Consider the following 20,166-nt stretch of genomic DNA (forward strand, 5'->3'; position numbering starts at 1 on the left):
ATGCTCACGGGTCGCCATCTGCTGTTGATCGTGTCGGGCAGCATCGCTGCCTACAAGGCGCTGGAACTCGCGCGGCTGCTGCGGCGCGATGGGGCACGAGTAACGCCCGTGCTGACGGCGGGGGGCGCGCAATTCGTCACGCCACATGCCTTGCAGGCGATATGTGGCGAGGCCGTGATGCAGGACCTGTGGTCGCTGGAGCAGGAGGCCGCCGGCGGCCATATCCGCCTGGCGCGCGCGCCCGATGCGGTGGTGGTGGCGCCGGCCTCGGCCGATCTTCTGGCCCGCATGGCGACGGGGCTGGCCAGTGACCTGGCCGGGGCCATCCTGCTGGCAACGACGCGCCCGGTGCTGGTCGCGCCGGCGATGAACCCGACGATGTGGGCGCATCCGGCGACGGTCGCCAATGTCGCGGTGCTGCGGGCGCGCGGGATCGCCTTCGTCGGACCCGAGAATGGCGAGATGGCGGAACCGGAAAGCGGCTATGGGCGCCTGGCGGAACCGCCCACCATGCTGGCCGCCATCCGCGCGCTTTTCTCCGCGGGCCCCTTGGCCGGGCGGCACGTGCTGGTGACCAGCGGCCCCACGCATGAACCGCTGGACCCCGTGCGCTACATCGCCAATCGCAGCAGTGGGCGACAGGGCCATGCCATCGCAGCGGCCTTGGCCGCGCTGGGCGCGCGCGTAACCTTGGTCAGCGGGCCAGTCGCCATCGCAGACCCACCGGGAGTGACCGTGGTGCGGGTCGAGACGGCGGCCGAGATGCTGGCCGCGACCGAAGCCGCTCTGCCCGCCGATGCCGCCGTCTGCGCCGCGGCTGTCGCCGATTTCCGCCCCGCGACCGCGGTCGCCGGCAAGATCAAGAAGATCGCCGGCATGGCCCCCGCGCCGATCACGTTGGCGCTGAACCCCGACATATTGGCGACCCTGTCCCACCACGCGCGGCGGCCCCGCCTGGTTGTGGGCTTCGCCGCCGAGACCTCGGATCTGATTGAGAACGCGCGCCAAAAACTGGCGCGAAAGGGCTGCGACTGGGTCGTGGCGAATGATGTTTCGGGGGATGTGATGGGCGGGTCTGACAACACGGTGCATCTGGTGACGGCGGCCGGGGTCGAGGATTGGCCCCTGCTGCCGAAACCCCAGGTCGCGGCACGCCTGGCCGCGCGCATCGCCGAGGCGCTGGCATGAACACCATCGCAGTCCGTCGCCTGCCGCATGGCGAAGGCCTGCCTCTGCCGAGCTACGCCACCGATGGCGCGGCCGGCATGGACCTGTTGGCCGCCGTCACCACGCCGGTGACCATCGCGCCGGGTGCCAGGGTGCTGATCCCGACCGGGCTGATGGTGGCGTTGCCAACGGGATTTGAATGGCAGATTCGCCCCCGTAGTGGCCTCGCGCTGAAGAATGCGATCCTGGTCGCGAACAGCCCGGGCACGGTGGACGAGGATTACCGTGGCGAGGTCCAGGTCATCGTATTGAACGCCGGGGACGCGCCCTTTGTCGTCGAACGCGGGATGCGCATCGCCCAGGCGGTCTTGGCGCCCGTGACGCGCGGCATCTTTGCCGAGGTCACGGAACTGCCCGAGACGCGGCGCGGCACGGGCGGCTTCGGCAGTACGGGGAACTAAAACCCGTAGAGCCGCGCCGGATTATCCGTCAGGATTTTTTGGCGCGCCGCCGCCGGCGTCCAGTCGCAAAACACGTCCAGCAACCGCTGTGCATCCGGCACCGGCCCTTCCGGGCGCGGATGCGGCCAGTCGGTGCCCCAGACCAGCACATCGGGATTGGCCGCGACCAGCGCGTCATGGAAGGGCTTTGCGTCCAGGTAATCAGGCGCGACGGCACCCAGGCGGTAGGTCCCGGACAGCTTGGTCCAAAGCGTCCCCTCGGCCACACCGCGCCGCAGCACCTCGAAGCCTGGGTTCGTCACGCCATGGCTGAAATGCATCCTGCCCATGTGATCGACCACGACCGGCACCGGCAGCGCCGCCAGGCGCGGCAGCAGGTCGGGCAGGTCGCGCGCGTCGATCCACAATTGCAGGTGCCAGCCCAGGTCGGCCATCACCGGCATCAGCGGCTCGATCTCCGCCAGCCGGACCCCGCCATGGTAGGCTGCCTGCCCATCGCGGCGGTATTCATTGGCGCGCAATCCGCGCACCCCGGCCGCATGCATCGCGCGCAGGGATGCTGGCGTGGCCTCGGCCCCCACCACCGCGACGCCGCGCAACCGGTCGGGGGCGCGGGTCAGCGCATCCAGGGTCGCCGTGTTGTCGCGGTCATAGGCCGAGGGTTGCACGATGACGCCGCGCGCAAGCCCCAACCGGTCCAACAGCGCCAGATATGCTTCCAGCGGCGCATCATCGGGCGTGTAGGACCGTGGCTCGGCGTAGGGAAACCGCGCCGCCGGGCCAAAGACGTGGCAGTGGCAGTCGCAGGCGCCGGCCGGGATCGTCATTCCGGCTTCAGCCCCGCCAGATCAGCGGCGCGGCGGGCGCGGACCAGTTCTTCACGCAGGAAGGTGGCAAAGCCGTCCGGCGTGGTCTCGGGGCCGGTCACCACGATGCCGCCGGTGGATTCGAAGCGTTCCTTCACGAAATCCTCGGTCAGCACCGCCGCGAGGGCGGCCGTCAGCCGGGCCTCGACGGCTGGGGAAATGCCGGCCGGCGCCAGCAACCCGACGTAGCTTGCGGCCAGGAAGTCGGGCACGCCGGCCTGGATGAAGGTCGGAACCTCCGGCACCTGCGGGATGCGTTCGGCCGAGGCGACGGCGATGACGCGGGCGCGGCCTTCGCGATGCAGCGGCAGCACGGAGGAGAGTTCCACCATCGCCGCCGGCAGGCTGCCGGAAATCAGGTCGGGCACCAGCGCGCCGCCGGAGCGGTAGGGGATATGCGTCGTCTCCGCGCCCGTGGCCGCGTTGAACAATTCCAAGGTGAGATGCGCCGCACTGCCCGCCCCCGGCGTGCCCACGCCGATCGTACCGGGGCGCGCCTTGGCCGCCGCGATGAAGGCGGCGAGCGTCTGCGGCTGGTTTGGCCCGACGACCAGCACATGCACCGCGCGATTGGCGATGCCGATGGGGCGGAAGGCGGTCAGCGGGTCGTAGCCCAGGCGCGCCTGGACCAGCACGTTGACGGTGAGCGGGCCGTTGGAGCCGATCAGCAGCGTGTAGCCATCGGGGGCCGCGCGGGCCACCGCCTCGGCCCCCACGGAACCACCGGCGCCGGCGCGGTTCTCGACCACGATGGGTTGGCCCAGGCGTTCGGACATGCGCTGGCTCAGCACGCGTGCCACCAAATCGGCATTGCCACCGGCGGCGAAGGGCACGACCAGCCGGATCGGACGGTCGGGAAACGCGGTCTGCGCGGCGGCCGGCAGCGCGGCGGCCAGCGCGAGCCCGGTCAGGATGTGGCGGCGGGTTGTCATGGTCGTGGCCTCCCTGGCGACTTTGTTGCTCCATAGGGTCAAACGCCGGACTGGTCGAGGCGCGCCCCTTTCGCAGCCTGCGGCCTGACCACATACTTGCCGCTAAACGGGGAAGAGGCACGGCAATGACCGGATACAGCACGATCATGGAATTGTTGGGCGCCGGTGCGGCCGACGCCCCCGCGATCCGCGCGCCCGACGGCCGCGCGCCCCTGACCTTCGCTGAATTGCGCGCTCTGGCCGAACGAACGGTCGCGGCGCTGAACGCGCGCGGCATCGGGCGCGGCGATCGCGTCGCGCTGGTGCTGCCGAACGGGCCGGAAATGGCGACGGCGTTTGTCGCTGTCGCGGCGGGCGCCACCACGGCACCGCTGAACCCCGGCTACAAGCAGGAAGAATTCGCCTTCTACATCGACGACCTGAAGGCGCGCGCACTGATCGTCGCGCGCGGCATGGACACCCCGGCGCGGGCCGCCGCGATCGGCCTGGGCGTGCCGATCATCGAGGTTTCGGCCGACCCCGCGGCCGGCGCAGGCGCTTTTTCGCTGGAGGGCGGCACCCCCGGCACAGCGGCCAACCCAGGCTTTGCCGGGCCGGATGACGTGGCCCTGGTGCTGCATACCTCCGGCACCACGGCGCGCCCAAAAATCGTGCCGCTGACGCAGGCGAATATCACGGCATCGGCGCGGCACATCGGCGCCTCGCTGGCATTGAGCCCGTCCGATTGCTGCCTGAACGTGATGCCGCTGTTTCACATTCACGGGCTGATCGCGGCGGTGCTGTCCTCGCTCGGCGCCGGGGCGGCGGTGTGCTGCACGCCTGGCTTCGATGCGCTGCGCTTCTTCCGCTTCCTCGATGAAGAACGGCCGAGTTGGTACACGGCGGTGCCGACCATGCACCAGACCATCCTGTCGCGTGCCGAACGCAATGCGGAGATCATCGCCCGCGCGCGGCTGCGCTTTATCCGGTCGTCCAGCGCCTCATTGCCAGGCCCGGTGATGCGCCAGATGGAGGAGGTTTTTGGTGTGCCGCTGGTGGAGTCCTACGGCATGACGGAAGCCGCGCACCAGATGGCCTCCAACCCACTGGAGGGCCCGCGTAAGCCTGGCCATGTCGGCCGCGCCGCCGGGCCGGACGTCGCGATCATGGACGACGACGGCACCATCCTGCCGCAGGGCGAGATCGGTGAGGTGGTGATCCGCGGCCCCAATGTGACCAAGGGCTACGAAGCCAACCCCGAGGCCAATGCCAAGGCGTTTTTCAACGGCTGGTTCCGCACCGGCGACCAGGGGATGTTCGATGCCGAGGGATTCCTGATGCTGACGGGGCGGCTGAAGGAACTCATCAACCGTGGCGGCGAAAAGGTCTCGCCGCTGGAGGTGGACGGCATCCTGTCCGACCACCCTGCCGTCGCACAGGCGCTGACTTTTGCTATCCCGCACGACAAGCTGGGTGAGGAAGTGGGCGCCGCGGTCGTGCTGCGCGACGGCATGGGCGTGACCGAACGCGAGTTGCGTGATTTCGCGGCCAAGCATCTGGCGGATTTCAAAGTGCCGAAGAAGATCGTGTTCCTGGCGGAAATTCCGAAGGGTGCGACTGGCAAGTTGATGCGCATCGGACTTGCCGAAAAACTGGGGCTATCGCTGTGAAGATCTGCATCTTTGGCGCCGGCGCGATCGGCGGGCTGATGGGCGCGAAGCTGGCCCAGAAGGGCGATGTCGAGGTCACGATCATCGCGCGCGGGCCGCATCTGGCGGCGATGCAGAAGAACGGCCTGATCCTGCGCACCGATGGCGCGGAGATCGTGACACGGCCGCGCTGCGTCGCCTCGGCCGAGGAAGCGGGGCCGCAGGATCATGTCGTGGTCACGCTGAAAGCGCATTCCCTGCCTGGGGCCGCACCGCAGATGCAGCCGTTGCTGGGGCCGGAGACGACTATCGTCTCGGCGGTGAACGGCATCCCCTGGTGGTATTTCTACAAGCTCGCCGGGCCGCATGAGGATCATCGCGTCCGCAGCATCGACCCCGATGGTCGCGTGTGGGATCTGCTGGCGCCATCGCGCGCCATCGGCTGCATCGTCTATCCGGCGGCCGAGGTGGTGGAACCCGGCATCATCGAACACACCTACGGCGACCGCTTCACCCTGGGCGAACCGGATGGCAGCCGCACCCCGCGCATCGCGGCCCTGTCGGAAGCCCTGATCGGTGCCGGATTCAAGGCCCCGATCCGGCCGCGTATCCGCGATGAATTGTGGGTGAAACTCTGGGGCAACCTCGCCTTCAACCCGATTTCCGCGCTGACCGGCGCCACCCTGGATGTGCTGACCGGCGACCCCGGCCAGCGCGGCGTGGCCCGGGCGATGATGCTGGAATCCCAGGCGATCGGCGAAGCCCTGGGCGTGCGCTTCGGGATCGATGTGGACAAGCGCATCGCGGGGGCGGCGGAGGTCGGCGCGCACAAGACCTCGATGCTGCAGGACCTGGAACGCGGGCGGCCGATGGAGATCGACGCGCTGCTGGGCGTGATCGTGGAACTGGCGGAGCTGACCGGCCTGCCGGCGCCGACCTGCGCGACGGTGCTGGCGCTGGTGCGCGCGCGGGGCCGCGCGGCCGGGTGCTACGGCGCGTAGGTATTCCGCAGGGTGCCGATGCCGTCGATGGTGACCTCCACCACCATCCCCGGCCGCATCGGCAGCGCGCCGACCGATGTGCCGCAGGCGATCAGGTCGCCGGGGCGCAACGTCATTTCACGTGAAATCAGCGACACGATTTTTGCCGGCGCCAGGATCATGTCGCTGGCCGGGTAGTTTTGCCGCTCCCGCCCGTTCAGCGCGACTTTTACGCGTAGGCTGGACCAATCCAGCCCCGTGGCGATGCAGGGGCCGACCGGTCCGAAGGTGTCGCAGCCCTTGGCCCGCGCCCATTGCGGAAAGGATGGATCGGCGAAGAGCACGTCCAGCGCCGTCACATCGTTCACGCAGGTCAGGCCAAAGATCGCATCGGCGGCCTCGTCCTCGGTGACCGCGCTGCATGTCTTGCCGATCACCAGGCCAAGCTCGCCCTCGTACAAGACCTTGCCGGTATAGCCGGCGGGGGCGCGGATGGCGGCGTCGGGGCCGATGATGCTGCCGGGGGATTTCAGGAAATACAGCGGCTCGGCCGGGATCGCATTGCCTTGCTTGGTCGCGGCCTCGAAAAAATTGTTCCACAGCCCGATGAAATTGCGTGGCGCGACGGGTGGCAGCAGCGTGACCGAGGCCAGGGGCAGCGGCGCGCCCTGCGCGGTGGGATTGGCGAACAGGTCGCCGGCATGCGGCTGCACGGTGTCGCCGTCCAGCGTGCCAAAGCCTTCGGCACCATCGCACGAAAAACGAACCCAAAGGGTCATGTCACGTCCTCCACTGCCTGATGTGGCGGCATCAGCCGACCGCTGCGGCCACACGCACCGCGGTTTCGGCCCGCGCCACCAGGAAGCGGCCGGGCCGCTCCTCGATCGCGACCGGCACCAGGCCAAGGTCGCCGTAGATGCGCAGATCGGCCTCCCGCACATCGAAGAAGGCGGGGTCCACGGCATTGCGTTCGCACAGGTCGCGGAAGCGCCAGATCACCGCCGTCGCATCGCCCACCGGGTCGCCGATCGCGATCCACACGTCGTGGCGCTTCACGAAGGCCAGCGCGCCACGGCCGTTGTCCAGGAACAGTGCCGCATCGGCGCCGGTCGGGGGCTTGCCGCCCAGTGCGGCGAAGCGCGCCCGCGCCTCATCATCCCAGGGCACCGGGGTGATCCGCGCCGGCCGCAGCAGGCGCAGCGCCGCATAGAGCAGCATCACCGCGCAAAGCCCCACGGTGAAGCGCAGGCTGTCGGGCGCATCCTCCGCCATCACGACCTGCCACCAGGATTCCTCGCGCACCGGGCCGCCATAGGCGACCAGTGCCAAGGTCACCGCACAGGCGGCGCCGGCTGCAAGCGCGGCGGCGCTGCCTGGGGAAACCGGTTCGGCCAGCACCCCCGCATCGCGGTAGAAGCCGCGCCGGGTCGCCGCCAACAGGGCCGCGACGAAGATGAAGGCACCCCAGAGCCACCAGGCCTCACCCCGCAGCCAGATCGCGAAGGCGCCCGACAGCAGCAGGAACAGCCCGACCCCCCAGGCCAGGCGCAGCCGCCGCACCAGCCCATAGGCCGCGACCAGCAACAACGATCCCAGCAGGGATGACGCGAAATGCGATGCCCCGGCGGCGATATGCCCGGCCCAGGCCTCCATCAGCGTGCCCTTGACCGGCAATGCGCCGATGAACAGCAGGATCAGCCCGCCCAACCCGGTCAGCCCGGCCAGGACGGGCACCTCGAAGGATTCGGTGATCCGCGCCATCGGGCCGATCCGCGCCAGAAGCGTGCGGCGCTGGCCGAGTTCGAAGGCGATGAACAGCCCGCCCGCCAGGAACAGCGGGATGATGTAGTAGTACAGCCGGAACAGCAGCAGCGCCCCAACCACCTCCGCCGTCGGCAGATAGGGCGACAGCCCGAGCAAAATCGCCCCGTCGAAGACGCCGATGCCGCCGGGAATGCTGGCAACCAGCCCGCCCGTATAGGACGCGACATAGATGCCGAGGAAGCGGATGAAGGTCAGCCCTTCGGCCGGCGGCAGCAGCGCATAAAAGATCATCGCGGTGACCGCGACATCGACGCTGGCCAGCAGGGTCTGGAACAGCGCCATCCGGAAGCCCGGCAGGTCGATCTGATGCCCAAAGGCGATGAAATGCGGTTTTACGCGTGACAGCAGCAGATAGGCCGCGACGATGCACCACATCGCGACACCGACGCTCTGCATCGCCCAATGCGGCAGGTTGGTGCCGAGATAGGGCACCACCTCCGGCTCCAGCACCAGCACCAGCCCACCGAGCGCGAAGCCGCCCAACCCGAAGGTCAATGAGGTGAAGGCGATGACCTTGGCGATCTCGACCGGGGTCAGCCCCCAGGCAGCGTAGAACCGATACCGCACCGCGGCCCCGGACACCGCCGCGAAGCCGATGTTGTGCGCCAGCGTATAGGCACAGAAGGATGCCAGCGACGTCCGGGAATAGGACACCGGCTTGCCGGCATAGACCGACCCCAGCCGGTCGTAGATGGTCAGAACGGCATAGGCGAGGACGGTCCAGCCCGCGGCGACCCATAGCGTGTGGTTCGGAATCGCCTCCAGCGCCGCCGTAATGTCCGAGACCTTCAGGCTGCGGAATTCCCGCTGCACCACGAAAATCGCGCCGACCAGCAAGGCGAGGCCGAAGACTGTCGTCCCGTGCCGCCGGATGCTGGGCCAGTTCACGCTCACGCGGCGGCGGTTTCGGCGGCCAGGCGTTGTTCGATCAGCGCGCAGGCCTCGGCCACGCCCATGACGGCGATGGTGCCGCCGAAACGCGGGCCCTCGGTCTTGCCGAGCAGCACTTCATACAGCGCCGAGAACCAGGCGCGGCCGACGCCGATCTTGCCGTCCTTGCCCGGCACGGCAAAGGGTTCGCGCCGGCCGGCGTCATAGACGGCGTCCTGCATCGCGGATTCCCGCTGTGGGCCGGGGGGCAGGGCCATGAAGCCCGGCTCCCGTTCGCGCAGCAATCGCGCCAGTTCCTGCATCGCTTCCGCCTCGGCCGGGGTTGCCGGGCGGAACCGCCGTTCCGGCGCCACCCAATCGCGCCAATAGGCGCAGGCATTCCTCACCAAACCATCCAGCACGGGATCGGTTTCCGGCGATTCGGCCGGATAATACTTCTGGATATAGGCCCAGAGCCGCGCCGGATCGTCGGTATTGGCGACACCCGCCAGGTTCAGCAGGGTGGCGAAGCCGATGGTCGGCGGCCGCGTGGCCGGTGCCGCCCCGCCATGGATGTGCCAGGCGGGGTTGGTCGGCTCCGCGGCGGCGCGCAGCTTCTCCACCCCGGCCAGCCAGTCATCCACCGCGCGGGGGATCACCTTGGCATGCAGCCGCTTGGCGCTGCCGGGGGAGGCATACATGAACCAGGCCAGGCTCTCGGGCGGGGCGTAGTCGAGCCATTGCTCGATGGTCAGCCCATTGCCCTTGCTCTTGCTGATCTTCTGCCCCTCGGCGTCGAGGAACAATTCGTAGGTGAACGTCACCGGCGGTTCGGCGCCCAGGATGCGCACGATGGCCGAGGACAGCTTCACGCTGTCGATCAGATCCTTGCCCGACATTTCGTAATCGACGCCAAGCGCGAACCAGCGCATCGCCCAATCGGCCTTCCACTGCGCCTTCACCTGGCCGCCGGTGACCGGGGTTTCAAAACGTTCGCCGCTGGCGGGGTCGGTCCAGATGATGGTGCCGGATTCGGGCCGGGCCTCGTCCACCGGCACCTGCATGACGATGCCGGTGCGGGGATGGATCGGCAGGAAGGGCGAATAGGTCGCCCGCCGATCGGGGCCGAGGGTCGGGCGCACGGCGTCGCGCACCTGGTCGTGGACCTCCAGCATCCGCAGCAGCGCCGCGTCGAACCGACCGCTTTGGTAATAATCGGTCGAGGAGGCGAATTCGTATTCGAAGCCGAAACCATCCAGGAACGCCCGCAGCCGGGCATTGTTGTGCGCGCCGAAGCTGTCATGCGTCCCAAAAGGGTCCGGCACCTTGGTCAGTGGCTTGCCCAGGTATTCGGCCAGCATCTCCCGGTTCGGCACATTGTCCGGGACCTTCCGCAACCCATCCATGTCGTCGGAAAAGGCCAGCAGGCGGGATGGCAGGCCGGTCGCGGCCGCGAAGGCGCGGCGCACCCAGGTGGTGCGCGCGACCTCACCAAAGGTGCCGATATGCGGCAGGCCCGAGGGGCCGTAGCCGGTCTCGAACAAGGCGGTCGTCTTGCCGGTCTTTTGCAGCCGGTCGGCGACGCGCGCCGCTTCTTCAAAGGGCCAGGCGCGGGTGGCGAGGAGGGAGGGGTCTGACATGATGGGCCGGTTATAGGCAGCGCGGGGGGGCGGCGCGAGGGGTGCCACGTTTACTTGAACGGTCCGCGCCCTTATCTGCCCCCCATGCGTGATGCCGCCCCCGCGCTGGTTGCGGCCCCCCCGATTCGCCACGACTGATGGCCGCCGGCACCCAACCGCGCCTGCTGCTGCCCGATGCCCCGGCCCTAGTCGCGGGCGCCGCGCGCAGCGTGCTGGTCACGCCCGATGGCGAAGTGCTGGTGCTGCCGAATGCCGAAATGGTCGTGGCCCTGGCCGACCACCCCGCGCCGATGCTGGTGCACGCCCGGGTCACCGCCAAGCGGCTGAACATCGCGCCGATCCGCGGCGTCTTCGACCTGCTGGAATTGCTGGCCTTTGCCCTGCCCGCCACCACGGCCGCCCCGACCCCGCGCGGCATGGCGCTGGCCCTGGGCATGGAGATGCCGGCGTCGGACGAGGCCGCCGCCGCCCTGATCCCGGACCTGGCCGTTACCATCCTGCGCAAACTGGCCGGCGCGCGGCAGGCCGATCGCAATGCCGATGCCGCCAGCCTGGCCGCGCGGCTGCGCGACGTCGCCCGCTGGCCCTGGGCGGAGGCGGTGATGGCCGCCATGGGCCAGGAAAACGCCCGCGCCGATGCTGGCGCCCTGCGCGTCTGGCGCCGCCTGCCGGAATGGGAGGACGCGGCCCCCGCCACCCCCGCCGCCAGCCACCCCGTCGCCGCCGCCGAGGCCCGCCGCGCCCTGGCCGACATCCTGGGGGCCGGCGCGGAACAGCGGCCGAGCCAGTCCGACTACGCCTCCGCCGCCGCCGGCGCCTTCGTGCCGCGTGAGGCCGAGGGCTCGCCGGCCGTGGTGCTGGCTGAGGCCGGGACCGGCACGGGCAAGACCCTGGGCTACATCGCGCCCGCCAACCTCTGGGCCGAACGCAATGGCGCCCCGGTCTGGATCGCGACCTATACCCGCAACCTGCAACGCCAGATCGAGCAGGAGACGAACCGCCTTTTCCCCGACCCCATCGAGCGTCGCCGAAAAATCGTGGTGCGGAAGGGGCGCGAAAACTACCTCTGCCTGCTGAACCTGGAAGACGCGACCAAGCGCAACGACAATCGGGAGGCGCTGCCCCTGGCCCTGGTCGCGCGCTGGGCCGGGGCGACGCGGGATGGCGATATCCAGGGCGGCGACTTTCCGGGCTGGCTGGCCGAGTTGTTCGACCCGGCGCAGGTGCGCGGCCTGGCGGACCGACGGGGCGAATGCATCCATTCGGCCTGCACCCATTGGAAGCGCTGCTTCGTCGAACACAGCATCCGCCGCGCCGCGGGCGCCCGGCTGGTCATCGCCAACCACGCGCTGGTGATGGTGCAGGCGGCCCTGGGCGGCGGCGATGATGGCGAGGGCACGACCCCGTTGCGCTACGTCTTCGATGAGGGGCACCACCTGTTCGACGCCGCCGATGGGGCGTTTTCCGCGGCGCTCGCGGGGTGGGAGATGATCGAGTTGCGGCGCTGGCTGCTGGGCGCCGAAGGCTCCGGCCGCGCCCGGGGGCTGCAACGCCGGATCGAGGAATTTTGCGCCGACCGGCCGCACCTGGCCGATGCCCTGGGCGCCGCGCTGGCCGCCGCCCCGCGCGCCCTGCCGCCATCCGGCTGGCAGACCCGCCTGGCCCTGGCCGACGCCCCCCACCCGGCCGAAGCCTTTTTGGCCGCGCTGCGCGCCCAGGTCCTGGCCCGGGCGGAAAATGCCGAGGCCGGGTATGACGCCGAATGCGACCTGCACCCCGTCCAGGACGGGCTGCGCGCGGCCGGCGAGGCATTGGGCGACGCCCTGGCGGCGCTGCACACGCCGCTCGACACCCTGCACAAGTCCATGCTGGCGCTGCTGGACGAGGAAGGGGCCGAACTTGAGGTCGGCGACCGCATCCGCATCGCAGCCGCCGCCGCCGGGATCGAACGCCGCGCCCTGCTGCCGCTCGGCGCCTGGGCCAGCATGCTCGCCACCCTGGCCGACCCGGCGCCGGAACCCGGCAGCCGCCCGTCCTTCGTCGATTGGCTGACCCTGCGCCGGGCCGAGGGCAAGGATGTCGATGCCGGGATGCACCGCCATTGGCTGGACCCGACCATCCCCTTCGCCACCCACGTCGCCGCCCGCGCCCATGGCATGCTGGTGACCAGCGCCACCCTGCGCGACACGGCCGAGGAAGACGCCGAACTGGCCTGGCTGGCGGCCGAGGCCCGCACCGGTGCATCCCACCTACCCACCCCCGCCATCCGTGCTTCGGTGCCCAGCCCCTTTGACTACGCCGCCCAGACGCGGGTGCTGGTGGTGACCGATGTGGGGGCGGAACCGGCCCCGGTGGCGGCCGCGATGCGGGACCTGTTCCTGGCCTCCGGCGGTGGCGCCTTGGGGTTGTTCACCGCCATCCGCCGCCTGCGCGCCGCGCATGGGCTTCTGGCCGCCCCCTTGGCCGAGGCCGGGATCCCGCTCTACGCCCAGCATGTCGATGCCATGGACAATGGCACCTTGGTCGATGTGTTCCGCGCGGAGGAAACCTCCTGCCTGCTCGGCACCGATGCGCTGCGGGATGGGGTGGACGTGCCCGGGCGGTCGCTGCGGCTGCTGGTTTTTGACCGCGTGCCTTGGCCGCGGCCGACCATCCTGCACCGGGAACGGCGGCTGTATCTGTCAGGTGGGCAGCCCGCGCGCTACGACGACGCCATCGCCCGGGCCAGGCTGCGCCAGGGGTTTGGACGCCTGGTGCGGGCGGGCGATGACCGTGGCGTCTTCGTCCTGCTCGACCGCCGCGCGCCCAGCCGGGTGTTGGCCGGCCTGCCGGTGCCGGCCGAACGTGTGGGGCTGAAGGCGGCCTGCGAGATCGTCCATGGCTTTGTCGGTGGCGGGGCCGCGCATTGACCGCAGGGGGGTCCGGTGCCACGCCTCCGGCTAACCTCCCGGAGTCACCCGCTTGCCCCACCGCTTCAATCCCCAGGAAGCCCTGATCGCGTCCATGGTGCTGATGAGCGCCGCCGATGGCCCGATGACCGATGCCGAACAGGCGCTGATGACGCGGCTGGTGCGCGACCTGCCGGCCTTTGGCGATTTTTCCCCGCACAACATCGCGACGGCGACCGAAACCGTGCTGGAACTGCTGGCCATGCCCGATGGGCTGGAACGTGGCGCCGGTCTGGTGCGGGATGCGCTGCCGATGCGCCTGCGCGAAACCGCCTACCTGCTGGCCTGCGAAGTCGCGGCGGCCGATGGCGAGGCCAGCCAGGGCGAGCTGCGCTTCCTGCAGACCCTACGCATCGGGCTTGAGATCGACCGGCTGATCGCCGGCGCGATCGAGCGTGCCGCCAAGGCGCGCTATCAGGTCGTCTGAGGCACCACCGCGAAGGGCCGCGCCGCCTGGAAGGCCGCGGCCGCGCGCAGCACCACCGCATCCTCCAGCCGCGCCCCGGCGATCTGCAACCCCACCGGCAACCCCGCCGCGGTCAGGCCGCAGGGGACCGAGATGGCCGGCCCGTGGCTCAAGTTGAACGGGTGGGAGAATTCCGCCCAGGACAGCCAGTCCCAGGCATGCGCCGGCCAGCCGGCCGGGTGCAGTTGCCCGGTGGGGAAGGCCGCGACGCTGGCCGAGGGCGTGACCAGCAGGTCGAAGCCGCTATCGGCGAACCAGGTGTTCACCTCGCCCGCAAATGCCTGGCGGGCGGTGATGGTCGGGATGATCTCGGCCGGCGTCATGCTCTGCGCATCCCGCAGGCAGGCGACCAGGCCTGGGTCCATTTGCGCGGCGATGCCGGCATTGGTGGGGGTCATGGGCAGCAGCATGGCCGACCACAGGGCACGGATGACTGCGGGCGCGCGCGGACCCCAGGGGGGATCGACGGCCACGACCTCCGCGCCCAGCTCGGTGAAGGCCGCCACGGCGGCGGCCACCAGGGCCGCGAACTCGGCATCCACGCGGGCGTGGCCGAGCGCCGGGCTGAAGGCGATGCGCAGCCCGCGCAGGTCAGGCCCCGCCGGGGTCGCATCCAAGCCGCCCGGCAGCGTGGTCACGTCGGAGGGATGCGGCCCCGCCAGCACCGCGGTCATCAGCGCGGCATCGCCGACATCCCTCGTCAGCGGCCCCAGATGCGACAGGCCGGAGCCCGCGACGGGCGGGTAGGGGATGCGGCCAAAACTGGGCTTGAACCCGACCACGCCACAGAAATGCGCCGGCAGCCGCACGGACCCCGCGCCATCCGACCCCAGATGCAGCGCCCCTCCGCCGATCGCCGCCAGCGCCGCCGCCCCGGATGACGACCCGCCGGCCGTGAAACCGTGACGCCAGGGATTATGCGTGGTGCCGGTCAGCGGACTGTCCGACAGCGCGACCCAGCCGCGTTCCGGCAGGGTCGTCTTGCCCAGGATGATCGCCCCCGCCGCCCGCAGCCTGGCCACCGACGGGCTGTCGGCTGCAGCCGGGGTGGCGTCGGTCAGCGGCGTGCCCCAGCGCGTCGGCAGGCCGGCGACGTTTTGCACATCCTTGATGGTCGCCGGCACGCCATGCAGCGGGCCGAGCGCATCGCCGCGCATCACCGCGGCCTCCGCCGCCCGGGCCGCATCCATCGCGCGGTCGAAATCGGGCGCCGCAAAGGCGTTCAGCCGTGGCTCCCACGCCGCGATGCGGGCGATGGCGGCGGCGGTCACTTCGACCGGTGAGGCTTTGCGCCCGGCGATCAGGGTGGCGAGGTCGCGGGCGGTCCGGTCGCAAAGATCTGTCATCCGCACAGGTTCGACCCAGCCTGGGGGTCGAGGCAAGTCGCGCCCCCGCATTGACCCGGATCAAGGCGCCCGGCGCCCACCAGTGCGAGGTTGCAACTGTTCGCCCCCGCCTGCGCCCGCCGCGACGGCCTGGGCTGAAATCAGGAGACGCCAGATGCCGTTGAAGAACATCCTCGTCCATGTCGACGGCACCACGCCGTCCCAGGCGCGCTTCGACCTCGCGGCGGAACTGGCCCGCCAGCATGGCGCGCATCTGACGGCGCTCTTCGTCATCGACCCCTTTCCGCCGTCCCTGCTGGGCGCTTCGACCGGCGGCTTCAGCGATGGCGGTGTGCTCGCCGGGTTGATGCAGCAGTTGGAGCAGGAGGCGCGGGAGGCCGCGGCGCTGGTGCAAGCCCGCGTGGAGGAGGCGTTCCGACGCGAGGGGGTGACCGGGGAATGGCGCGTGGTGACCGGGGTTCCGTCAACGACCGTGGCGCTGCATGCGCGTTATGTGGACCTGGCCATCCTGGGCCAGCACAACCCCGATCGCGTGGATGATCTGGACGACACCAGCGTCATCGAACAGACCTTGTTCACTTCCGGGCGGCCGGTCCTGGTCGTGCCCTATGCCGGGCATTTCAAGACGGCCGGGCGCCGGGCGTTGGTCGGCTGGAACGCCAGCCGGGAATCCGCGCGGGCGGTGAATGACGCGCTGATGCTGATTCAGGCTGGTGAATCGGTCACCATCCTGACCGTCGATGCCGAAGGCGACCGCGCGCATGGCGAGGTGCCGGGCGCCGACATCGCGACCCATCTGGCGCGACATGGGCTGACCGTGTTGACCAAGCAGACCAGTGCGGCCGCGGTCAGCATCGCCGATGTCATGCTGAACCAGGCTTCGGATTCAGCGGCAGACCTGTTGGTGATCGGCGCCTATGGCCATTCGCGGGTGCGGGAGATGATCCTGGGCGGCGTCACGCGCAGCCTGCTGCAGCAGATGACGATCCCGGTGCTGATGTCGCACTGACGCCGTCAGGTGCCGACGGCGCGCATCACGCGCTGGTCGGCGGGCGGCAGGAAGGCACGCGAAAAAATCTCCGACGGGGCCGGCTTGCGTGGCAGCGAGAAGACCTCGGACACTTGGTCGATCGCCCGGCCCAGGCGGGCATCATCCAGGTCGCCGGCGCCGAGGCGCATGCCTTCCTCGGTCGCCATCAGTGTGCGCCAGCCGAATTCGATGCGCTGGCGTTCGATCTCGACATTGGTGGTCGGGTCCACCTTCAGCATCGTCTGCGCGCCGAGGGCGGGCGTGCGGCCGATTTCCAGCATGGCGCGGTTGATCGCCGCCACCATGCCGCGCACGGCGGTCGGGTTGTCGCGGACCAGGCGCTGGGAGACCATGACGCCGTTCGAATACAGGTCGATGCCGTGGTCGGCATAGATGAACCAACGGAAGTCACGATCCGGGTTCAGCCCCAGCGCCAGCAGATTGGCATAGGCGGTCAGGGTGAAGACCGTCCCGGCTTCGAATTGCCCGCGGATCAGCATGGGTTCCTGCAGGGCGGGGGTGATGTTCACGACCTCGTTCCTGCTCGTGTCGATGTTGTTCAGCCGTGCCAGCAGCGGCCACAGTTGCAACGCGGGCGACCCCGGCGACCCGCCGATCTTGCGGCCCGGCATGTCCCCCAGGCTGTTGATCGTGCTGGTGGCCTTGGTCAGCAGCGCGAAGGGCGCGCGGTTGTAGAGCTGGTAGACCATGACCGGCTGTTCGCCGGGCCGCGCGGCGGCTTGCTGGATGATCGCATTGATGTCGCCGAAGCCCGCATCATAGGCATTGCCCATGATGCGGGTGATGGTATTCGCCGATCCATCGCCCTGGTCGATGGTGACGTTCAGCCCGGCGTCGCGGAACCAGCCCCGTTCCAGCGCCAGGTAGTACCAGGAGTGGATGCCCTGGAACCGCCAATCAAGCGTGAAGCGGACCGGCGTCAGTGCCTGCGCGAGGGCGGGCGCTGCGAGTGCCGCGGGGGTGGCGAACAGCGAGCGGCGTGACAGGCGCATGGCGGATCCTTGCAGGCGACGAACGGATGAACGCCATGCAAGAAAAAGGCCGCTACTCGGCGTAGACCAGCGCCGCCGTCTCGGTCATCACCTCGTCCAGGCGACGGCCGGGGGTGAATCCGGCGAGGCCTTCGGGGCGCGCCACCCCGGGCATCAGGCGCGGGCAGGGTTCGATCTCGCCCAGGACCTGATGCACCGGGATGCGCGCGGCATAGATCGGCAGGGCGTAGTCCTCCTCCTCATCGCCGACGCCCTTGGCGCGGATTTTTCCGGAGGCCTCCTCGATCTCCATGCCCAGCAGCATGGTCGCCTTGAGTTCCTGCACCGAGGATGGCCGCAGGGTCGCGTCACGGCCGGGGTAGAAGCGGTCGATCATCGCCGACAGCGCCCGCGCCTTCTGCTCCGGATCGTCGATGATGGCGGCGGTGCCAAAAGCCATGACCGAGCGGTAGTCCACCGAATGGTTGAAGCCGCAGCGGGCCAGCACAAGGCTGTCCATGTGGGTGACCGTCAGGCAGACCTTCAGTCCCGGTTTCTGGGCCCGCAGCATCCGGCTGGCGCTGCTGCCGTGCCAGTAGAGGTGGTCGCCTTCGCGCCAGAAGACCGTGGGCGTGCAATAGGGCTGGCCGTCGATGACATAGGCGATGTGGCACAGCATGGCCGTGTCCAGGATGGCGTGGACCGTCTCGCGATCGTAGCGCCCGCGTTCGTGCAAGCGCTTGACCTTGTTGCGGGGGGTCACGGGATAGGCGGTGTCGGACATGGGGCTTGTTCCGGGTGTTGCTCGCGGCGCAGTCTGCGCCGATGACAATGGTCGAAAATAGAGCCAATTCAGTGCCAGTGGATTCGACCAATTGGGCCGATCTGTTGCTGCTGCCGGAGGCTCCGGCACCGGGCCTGCCGGCGCATCGGCGGGTCTACCTGGCGCTGCGCGGGCTGATCCTGGACGGCACGCTCGGGGCCGGGGCGCGGTTGCCGCCGACCCGCGCCCTGGCGCGGAGCTTGGGCGTGTCGCGCAGCGCCGCCATCGCGGCCTTCGAACAGCTTCTGGCCGAGGGCCATGCCGTCGCCCGGGTGGGGGCCGGCACCTTCGTCGCCGCCGCCGGGCCCGTCCCGCGCCCGCGCGCCCAGAACCAGGTTCCGACGGCACCGTCGCCCGCCGCTGGCGCGCTGCCCTTCACCATCGGCCAGGCCGCGGCCGATCCGCGCACCATGGCGCAGTTCCGCGGTTCCCTGGCCCGTCGGCTGCGCCGGTTCGACCCGCAGCACCTATGCTACGGCGACCCGCGCGGCACGCCGGAACTGCGGGAGTCCATCGCGCATATGCTGCGCACCGCCCGTGGTGTGCGGGCGGAGGCCGGGAACATCGTCATCGTCTCCGGCACGCAGCACGCCTTTGGCCTGGCCCTGCGCGCGATCCTGCCCCCCGGCGGACGGGTCTGGGTGGAGGACCCGTGCTACCCAGCCTTCCTCACCGCCCTGGCCGGGGTTGGCGGGCGCGCCGTGCCCGTGCCGGTAGATGCGCAGGGGCTGGATGTTGCGGCGGGGATCACGGCGGCGCCCGATGCCAGTGCTGCCTATGTCACTCCCAGCCACCAATATCCCCTGGGTGTGGTGATGGGGATGCAGCGGCGCTTGGCCTTGCTGGACTGGGCGCGCGGCGCCGGCGCCTGGATCATCGAGGATGACTACGACAGCGAAGTCCGCTTTTCCGGCCGGTCGCTGGCGGCCTTGCAGGGGCTCGATGCCAGCGGTCGGGTTTTGTATATCGGCACCTTCTCAAAAGTGCTGTTTCCGGGGCTGCGCTGCGGTTACCTGGTGGTGCCACCGGCGCTGATGGATGCGGTGCTGGCGGTGCGCGCCGCGACCGACCGCCAGCCGCCGACCCTGCTGGAAGGCGCCATCGCCGACCTGTTGGACAGCGGCGCCTTCGCGGCCCACCTGCGCCGGCTGCGGGCGCGGCACCGGGCGTCGCGCGATGTGTTGGCGGCGGCCCTGGCGCGGCATTGCGCGCCCTGGCTGGATGTCGAGGTGCCGGACCAGGGGCTGCACCTGGTCGCGCGCCTGCGCGGCGGTGGCGATGATGTGGCGCTGGCGGCAGCGGCGGCGCGGGTGGGGATCGCGGTGCGCCCGCTGTCGTCGATGCACTTGGCGCGCCAGCCGGTGGCCGGGCTGGTGCTGGGGTTTACCGGATTTGCCGATGTCGCGCTGGAACGGGCGGCGGAGGCGTTGGGGCGCGTGCTGGCCGGGATCAGGTCGTGATCCCGCCATCCACATGCAGCATCTGCCCGGTCACATACCCCGCCCCCGGCGACGCCAAGAACGCGATCGCCGCCGCCACATCGGCCGGTGTCCCCAGCCTTCGCAACGGAATCCGCGCCTTCACCGCCTCCCAGGCGGCAGCATCCAGCGCCGCATGGGCACCGGCGTCCTTCTGGGTGTAGCCCGGCGCCACGACATTCACCGTCACCTGCGGCGCCCATTCGATGGCCAGCGCCCGGACCATCGCCTCGACCGCGCCCTTGGCCGCGGCGGTCGCCGGAAAGGTGGTGCTGTCGTTGCGGAACACATGCGCCACGAAGGATGACACCGCGATCAGCCGCGGTTCATGCCCGGCCTGCAACAGCGGCCCCGCGGCGCGGGCCAGGCGGAAGAAGGCCCAGGCGATGGTGTCCAGGCTCTGCCGGAAGCCGTCATCGGTCAGTGACAGCAAAGGCGTGCGATCGGCCCAGCCGGCGTTGGACACCAGCACGTCCAGGCCACCCAGGGTCGCTTGTGCCCGCGCGATCAGGGCGGCGGGGGCCTCGGCCTCGCTCAGATCGGCCAGCGCCACCTCGGCCACGCCGCCGGCTGCCCGGACGGCGGCGGCCACCGCCTCCGCCCCCGCCGCGTTCTTGCGGGTATGCACCAGGATCGCGGTGCCGGGTGCCGCCAGCGCACGACAGGTCGCGGCCCCGATACCGGAGGCCGCGCCCGTGACGAGGATACGCCGCAA

General features: G+C 70.1%; 17 protein-coding genes. 8 read left to right on the top strand and 9 right to left on the bottom strand.

Annotation, left to right across the window (positions count from 1 at the left end):
• Together coaBC and dut are read left to right on the top strand one after the other, a co-directional pair.
• A complete protein-coding gene (gene coaBC / locus ACQW02_RS26315; protein ID WP_431282879.1) occupies window positions 1-1,188 on the top strand; it encodes a bifunctional phosphopantothenoylcysteine decarboxylase/phosphopantothenate--cysteine ligase CoaBC in 1,188 nt (395 codons plus the stop codon).
• Window positions 1,185-1,628, top strand: a complete 444-nt coding sequence (dut, locus tag ACQW02_RS26320; RefSeq protein WP_431282880.1) for a dUTP diphosphatase — start codon at window positions 1,185-1,187, stop codon at window positions 1,626-1,628. Before coaBC ends, dut begins: the two co-directional genes overlap by 4 nt.
• On the opposite strand, the gene ACQW02_RS26325 is transcribed toward dut, so the two are convergent.
• Together ACQW02_RS26325 and ACQW02_RS26330 are read right to left on the bottom strand one after the other, a co-directional pair.
• Window positions 1,625-2,455, bottom strand: coding sequence for an amidohydrolase family protein (locus tag ACQW02_RS26325; protein ID WP_431282881.1), 831 nt, complete (start codon window positions 2,453-2,455; stop codon window positions 1,625-1,627). The two genes, dut and ACQW02_RS26325, sit on opposite strands and share 4 nt — an antisense overlap.
• On the bottom strand, window positions 2,452-3,426 hold the full coding sequence (locus tag ACQW02_RS26330; RefSeq protein ID WP_431282882.1) for a Bug family tripartite tricarboxylate transporter substrate binding protein: 975 nt from the start codon (window positions 3,424-3,426) through the stop codon (window positions 2,452-2,454). Before ACQW02_RS26330 ends, ACQW02_RS26325 begins: the two co-directional genes overlap by 4 nt.
• 125 nt (window positions 3,427-3,551) lie before the next feature.
• Here ACQW02_RS26330 and ACQW02_RS26335 point away from each other — a divergent pair, with 125 nt between their 5' ends.
• Entirely contained in the window at window positions 3,552-5,075 is a 1,524-nt protein-coding gene (locus ACQW02_RS26335; RefSeq protein ID WP_431282883.1) for an acyl--CoA ligase, read from the top strand.
• Window positions 5,072-6,055, top strand: coding sequence for a 2-dehydropantoate 2-reductase (locus ACQW02_RS26340; protein WP_431282884.1), 984 nt, complete (start codon window positions 5,072-5,074; stop codon window positions 6,053-6,055). Before ACQW02_RS26335 ends, ACQW02_RS26340 begins: the two co-directional genes overlap by 4 nt.
• On the opposite strand, the gene ACQW02_RS26345 is transcribed toward ACQW02_RS26340, so the two are convergent.
• The 3 genes from ACQW02_RS26345 to ACQW02_RS26355 are packed head-to-tail and all read right to left on the bottom strand — an operon-like array spanning window position 6,043 to window position 10,368.
• Window positions 6,043-6,813, bottom strand: a complete 771-nt coding sequence (locus tag ACQW02_RS26345; RefSeq protein WP_431282885.1) for a fumarylacetoacetate hydrolase family protein — start codon at window positions 6,811-6,813, stop codon at window positions 6,043-6,045. The two genes, ACQW02_RS26340 and ACQW02_RS26345, sit on opposite strands and share 13 nt — an antisense overlap.
• A 31-nt stretch (window positions 6,814-6,844) precedes the next feature.
• Window positions 6,845-8,752 (bottom strand): lysylphosphatidylglycerol synthase domain-containing protein, encoded by a 1,908-nt coding sequence (locus ACQW02_RS26350; protein WP_431282886.1) that lies wholly within the window; start codon window positions 8,750-8,752, stop codon window positions 6,845-6,847.
• Complete coding sequence (locus ACQW02_RS26355; RefSeq protein WP_431282887.1) at window positions 8,749-10,368, bottom strand: lysine--tRNA ligase; 1,620 nt, start codon at window positions 10,366-10,368, stop codon at window positions 8,749-8,751. The genes ACQW02_RS26350 and ACQW02_RS26355 overlap by 4 nt, the downstream gene beginning before the upstream one ends.
• A gap of 137 nt (window positions 10,369-10,505) precedes the next feature.
• Here ACQW02_RS26355 and ACQW02_RS26360 point away from each other — a divergent pair, with 137 nt between their 5' ends.
• Window positions 10,506-13,277, top strand: coding sequence for an ATP-dependent DNA helicase (locus tag ACQW02_RS26360; protein WP_431282888.1), 2,772 nt, complete (start codon window positions 10,506-10,508; stop codon window positions 13,275-13,277).
• Between the two features lie 52 nt (window positions 13,278-13,329).
• A complete protein-coding gene (locus ACQW02_RS26365) occupies window positions 13,330-13,743 on the top strand; it encodes a tellurite resistance TerB family protein (protein WP_431282889.1) in 414 nt (137 codons plus the stop codon).
• Here ACQW02_RS26365 and ACQW02_RS26370 read toward each other — a convergent pair.
• Window positions 13,731-15,128, bottom strand: a complete 1,398-nt coding sequence (locus ACQW02_RS26370; protein WP_431282890.1) for an amidase family protein — start codon at window positions 15,126-15,128, stop codon at window positions 13,731-13,733. The two genes, ACQW02_RS26365 and ACQW02_RS26370, sit on opposite strands and share 13 nt — an antisense overlap.
• 154 nt (window positions 15,129-15,282) lie before the next feature.
• Between ACQW02_RS26370 and ACQW02_RS26375 the strand changes: the two genes are divergently transcribed.
• The gene (locus tag ACQW02_RS26375; protein WP_431282891.1) at window positions 15,283-16,137 is read left to right on the top strand and encodes a universal stress protein; all 855 of its coding nucleotides are present in this window, start codon (window positions 15,283-15,285) and stop codon (window positions 16,135-16,137) included.
• 5 nt (window positions 16,138-16,142) lie between these two features.
• Here ACQW02_RS26375 and ACQW02_RS26380 read toward each other — a convergent pair whose 3' ends face one another.
• On the bottom strand, window positions 16,143-17,171 hold the full coding sequence (locus tag ACQW02_RS26380) for an ABC transporter substrate-binding protein (protein ID WP_431282892.1): 1,029 nt from the start codon (window positions 17,169-17,171) through the stop codon (window positions 16,143-16,145).
• Window positions 17,172-17,223: 52 nt separating this feature from the next.
• Window positions 17,224-17,934, bottom strand: a complete 711-nt coding sequence (locus ACQW02_RS26385) for a pyridoxamine 5'-phosphate oxidase family protein (protein ID WP_431282893.1) — start codon at window positions 17,932-17,934, stop codon at window positions 17,224-17,226.
• Window positions 17,935-18,005: 71 nt separating this feature from the next.
• Here ACQW02_RS26385 and ACQW02_RS26390 point away from each other — a divergent pair, with 71 nt between their 5' ends.
• Window positions 18,006-19,433 carry a PLP-dependent aminotransferase family protein gene (locus tag ACQW02_RS26390; RefSeq protein WP_431282894.1) on the top strand — a complete coding sequence of 476 codons (1,428 nt, stop codon included), beginning with the start codon at window positions 18,006-18,008 and terminating at the stop codon, window positions 19,431-19,433.
• Here ACQW02_RS26390 and ACQW02_RS26395 read toward each other — a convergent pair.
• Window positions 19,423-20,166 (bottom strand): SDR family NAD(P)-dependent oxidoreductase, encoded by a 744-nt coding sequence (locus tag ACQW02_RS26395; protein WP_431282895.1) that lies wholly within the window; start codon window positions 20,164-20,166, stop codon window positions 19,423-19,425. The genes ACQW02_RS26390 and ACQW02_RS26395 overlap by 11 nt on opposite strands.

Origin of the sequence: Humitalea sp. 24SJ18S-53 (assembly GCF_050632385.1) — a bacterium.
Lineage (GTDB): Bacteria > Pseudomonadota > Alphaproteobacteria > Acetobacterales > Acetobacteraceae > Humitalea.

Coding starts and splice junctions, on each gene's coding strand:
- coaBC (WP_431282879.1), top strand. CDS start 1: ATGCTCACGGGTCGCCATCTGCTGTTGATCGTGTCGGGCAGCATCGCT.
- dut (WP_431282880.1), top strand. CDS start 1,185: ATGAACACCATCGCAGTCCGTCGCCTGCCGCATGGCGAAGGCCTGCCT.
- ACQW02_RS26325 (WP_431282881.1), bottom strand. CDS start 2,455: ATGACGATCCCGGCCGGCGCCTGCGACTGCCACTGCCACGTCTTTGGC.
- ACQW02_RS26330 (WP_431282882.1), bottom strand. CDS start 3,426: ATGACAACCCGCCGCCACATCCTGACCGGGCTCGCGCTGGCCGCCGCG.
- ACQW02_RS26335 (WP_431282883.1), top strand. CDS start 3,552: ATGACCGGATACAGCACGATCATGGAATTGTTGGGCGCCGGTGCGGCC.
- ACQW02_RS26345 (WP_431282885.1), bottom strand. CDS start 6,813: ATGACCCTTTGGGTTCGTTTTTCGTGCGATGGTGCCGAAGGCTTTGGC.
- ACQW02_RS26355 (WP_431282887.1), bottom strand. CDS start 10,368: ATGTCAGACCCCTCCCTCCTCGCCACCCGCGCCTGGCCCTTTGAAGAA.
- ACQW02_RS26360 (WP_431282888.1), top strand. CDS start 10,506: ATGGCCGCCGGCACCCAACCGCGCCTGCTGCTGCCCGATGCCCCGGCC.
- ACQW02_RS26370 (WP_431282890.1), bottom strand. CDS start 15,128: ATGACAGATCTTTGCGACCGGACCGCCCGCGACCTCGCCACCCTGATC.
- ACQW02_RS26375 (WP_431282891.1), top strand. CDS start 15,283: ATGCCGTTGAAGAACATCCTCGTCCATGTCGACGGCACCACGCCGTCC.
- ACQW02_RS26380 (WP_431282892.1), bottom strand. CDS start 17,171: ATGCGCCTGTCACGCCGCTCGCTGTTCGCCACCCCCGCGGCACTCGCA.
- ACQW02_RS26385 (WP_431282893.1), bottom strand. CDS start 17,934: ATGTCCGACACCGCCTATCCCGTGACCCCCCGCAACAAGGTCAAGCGC.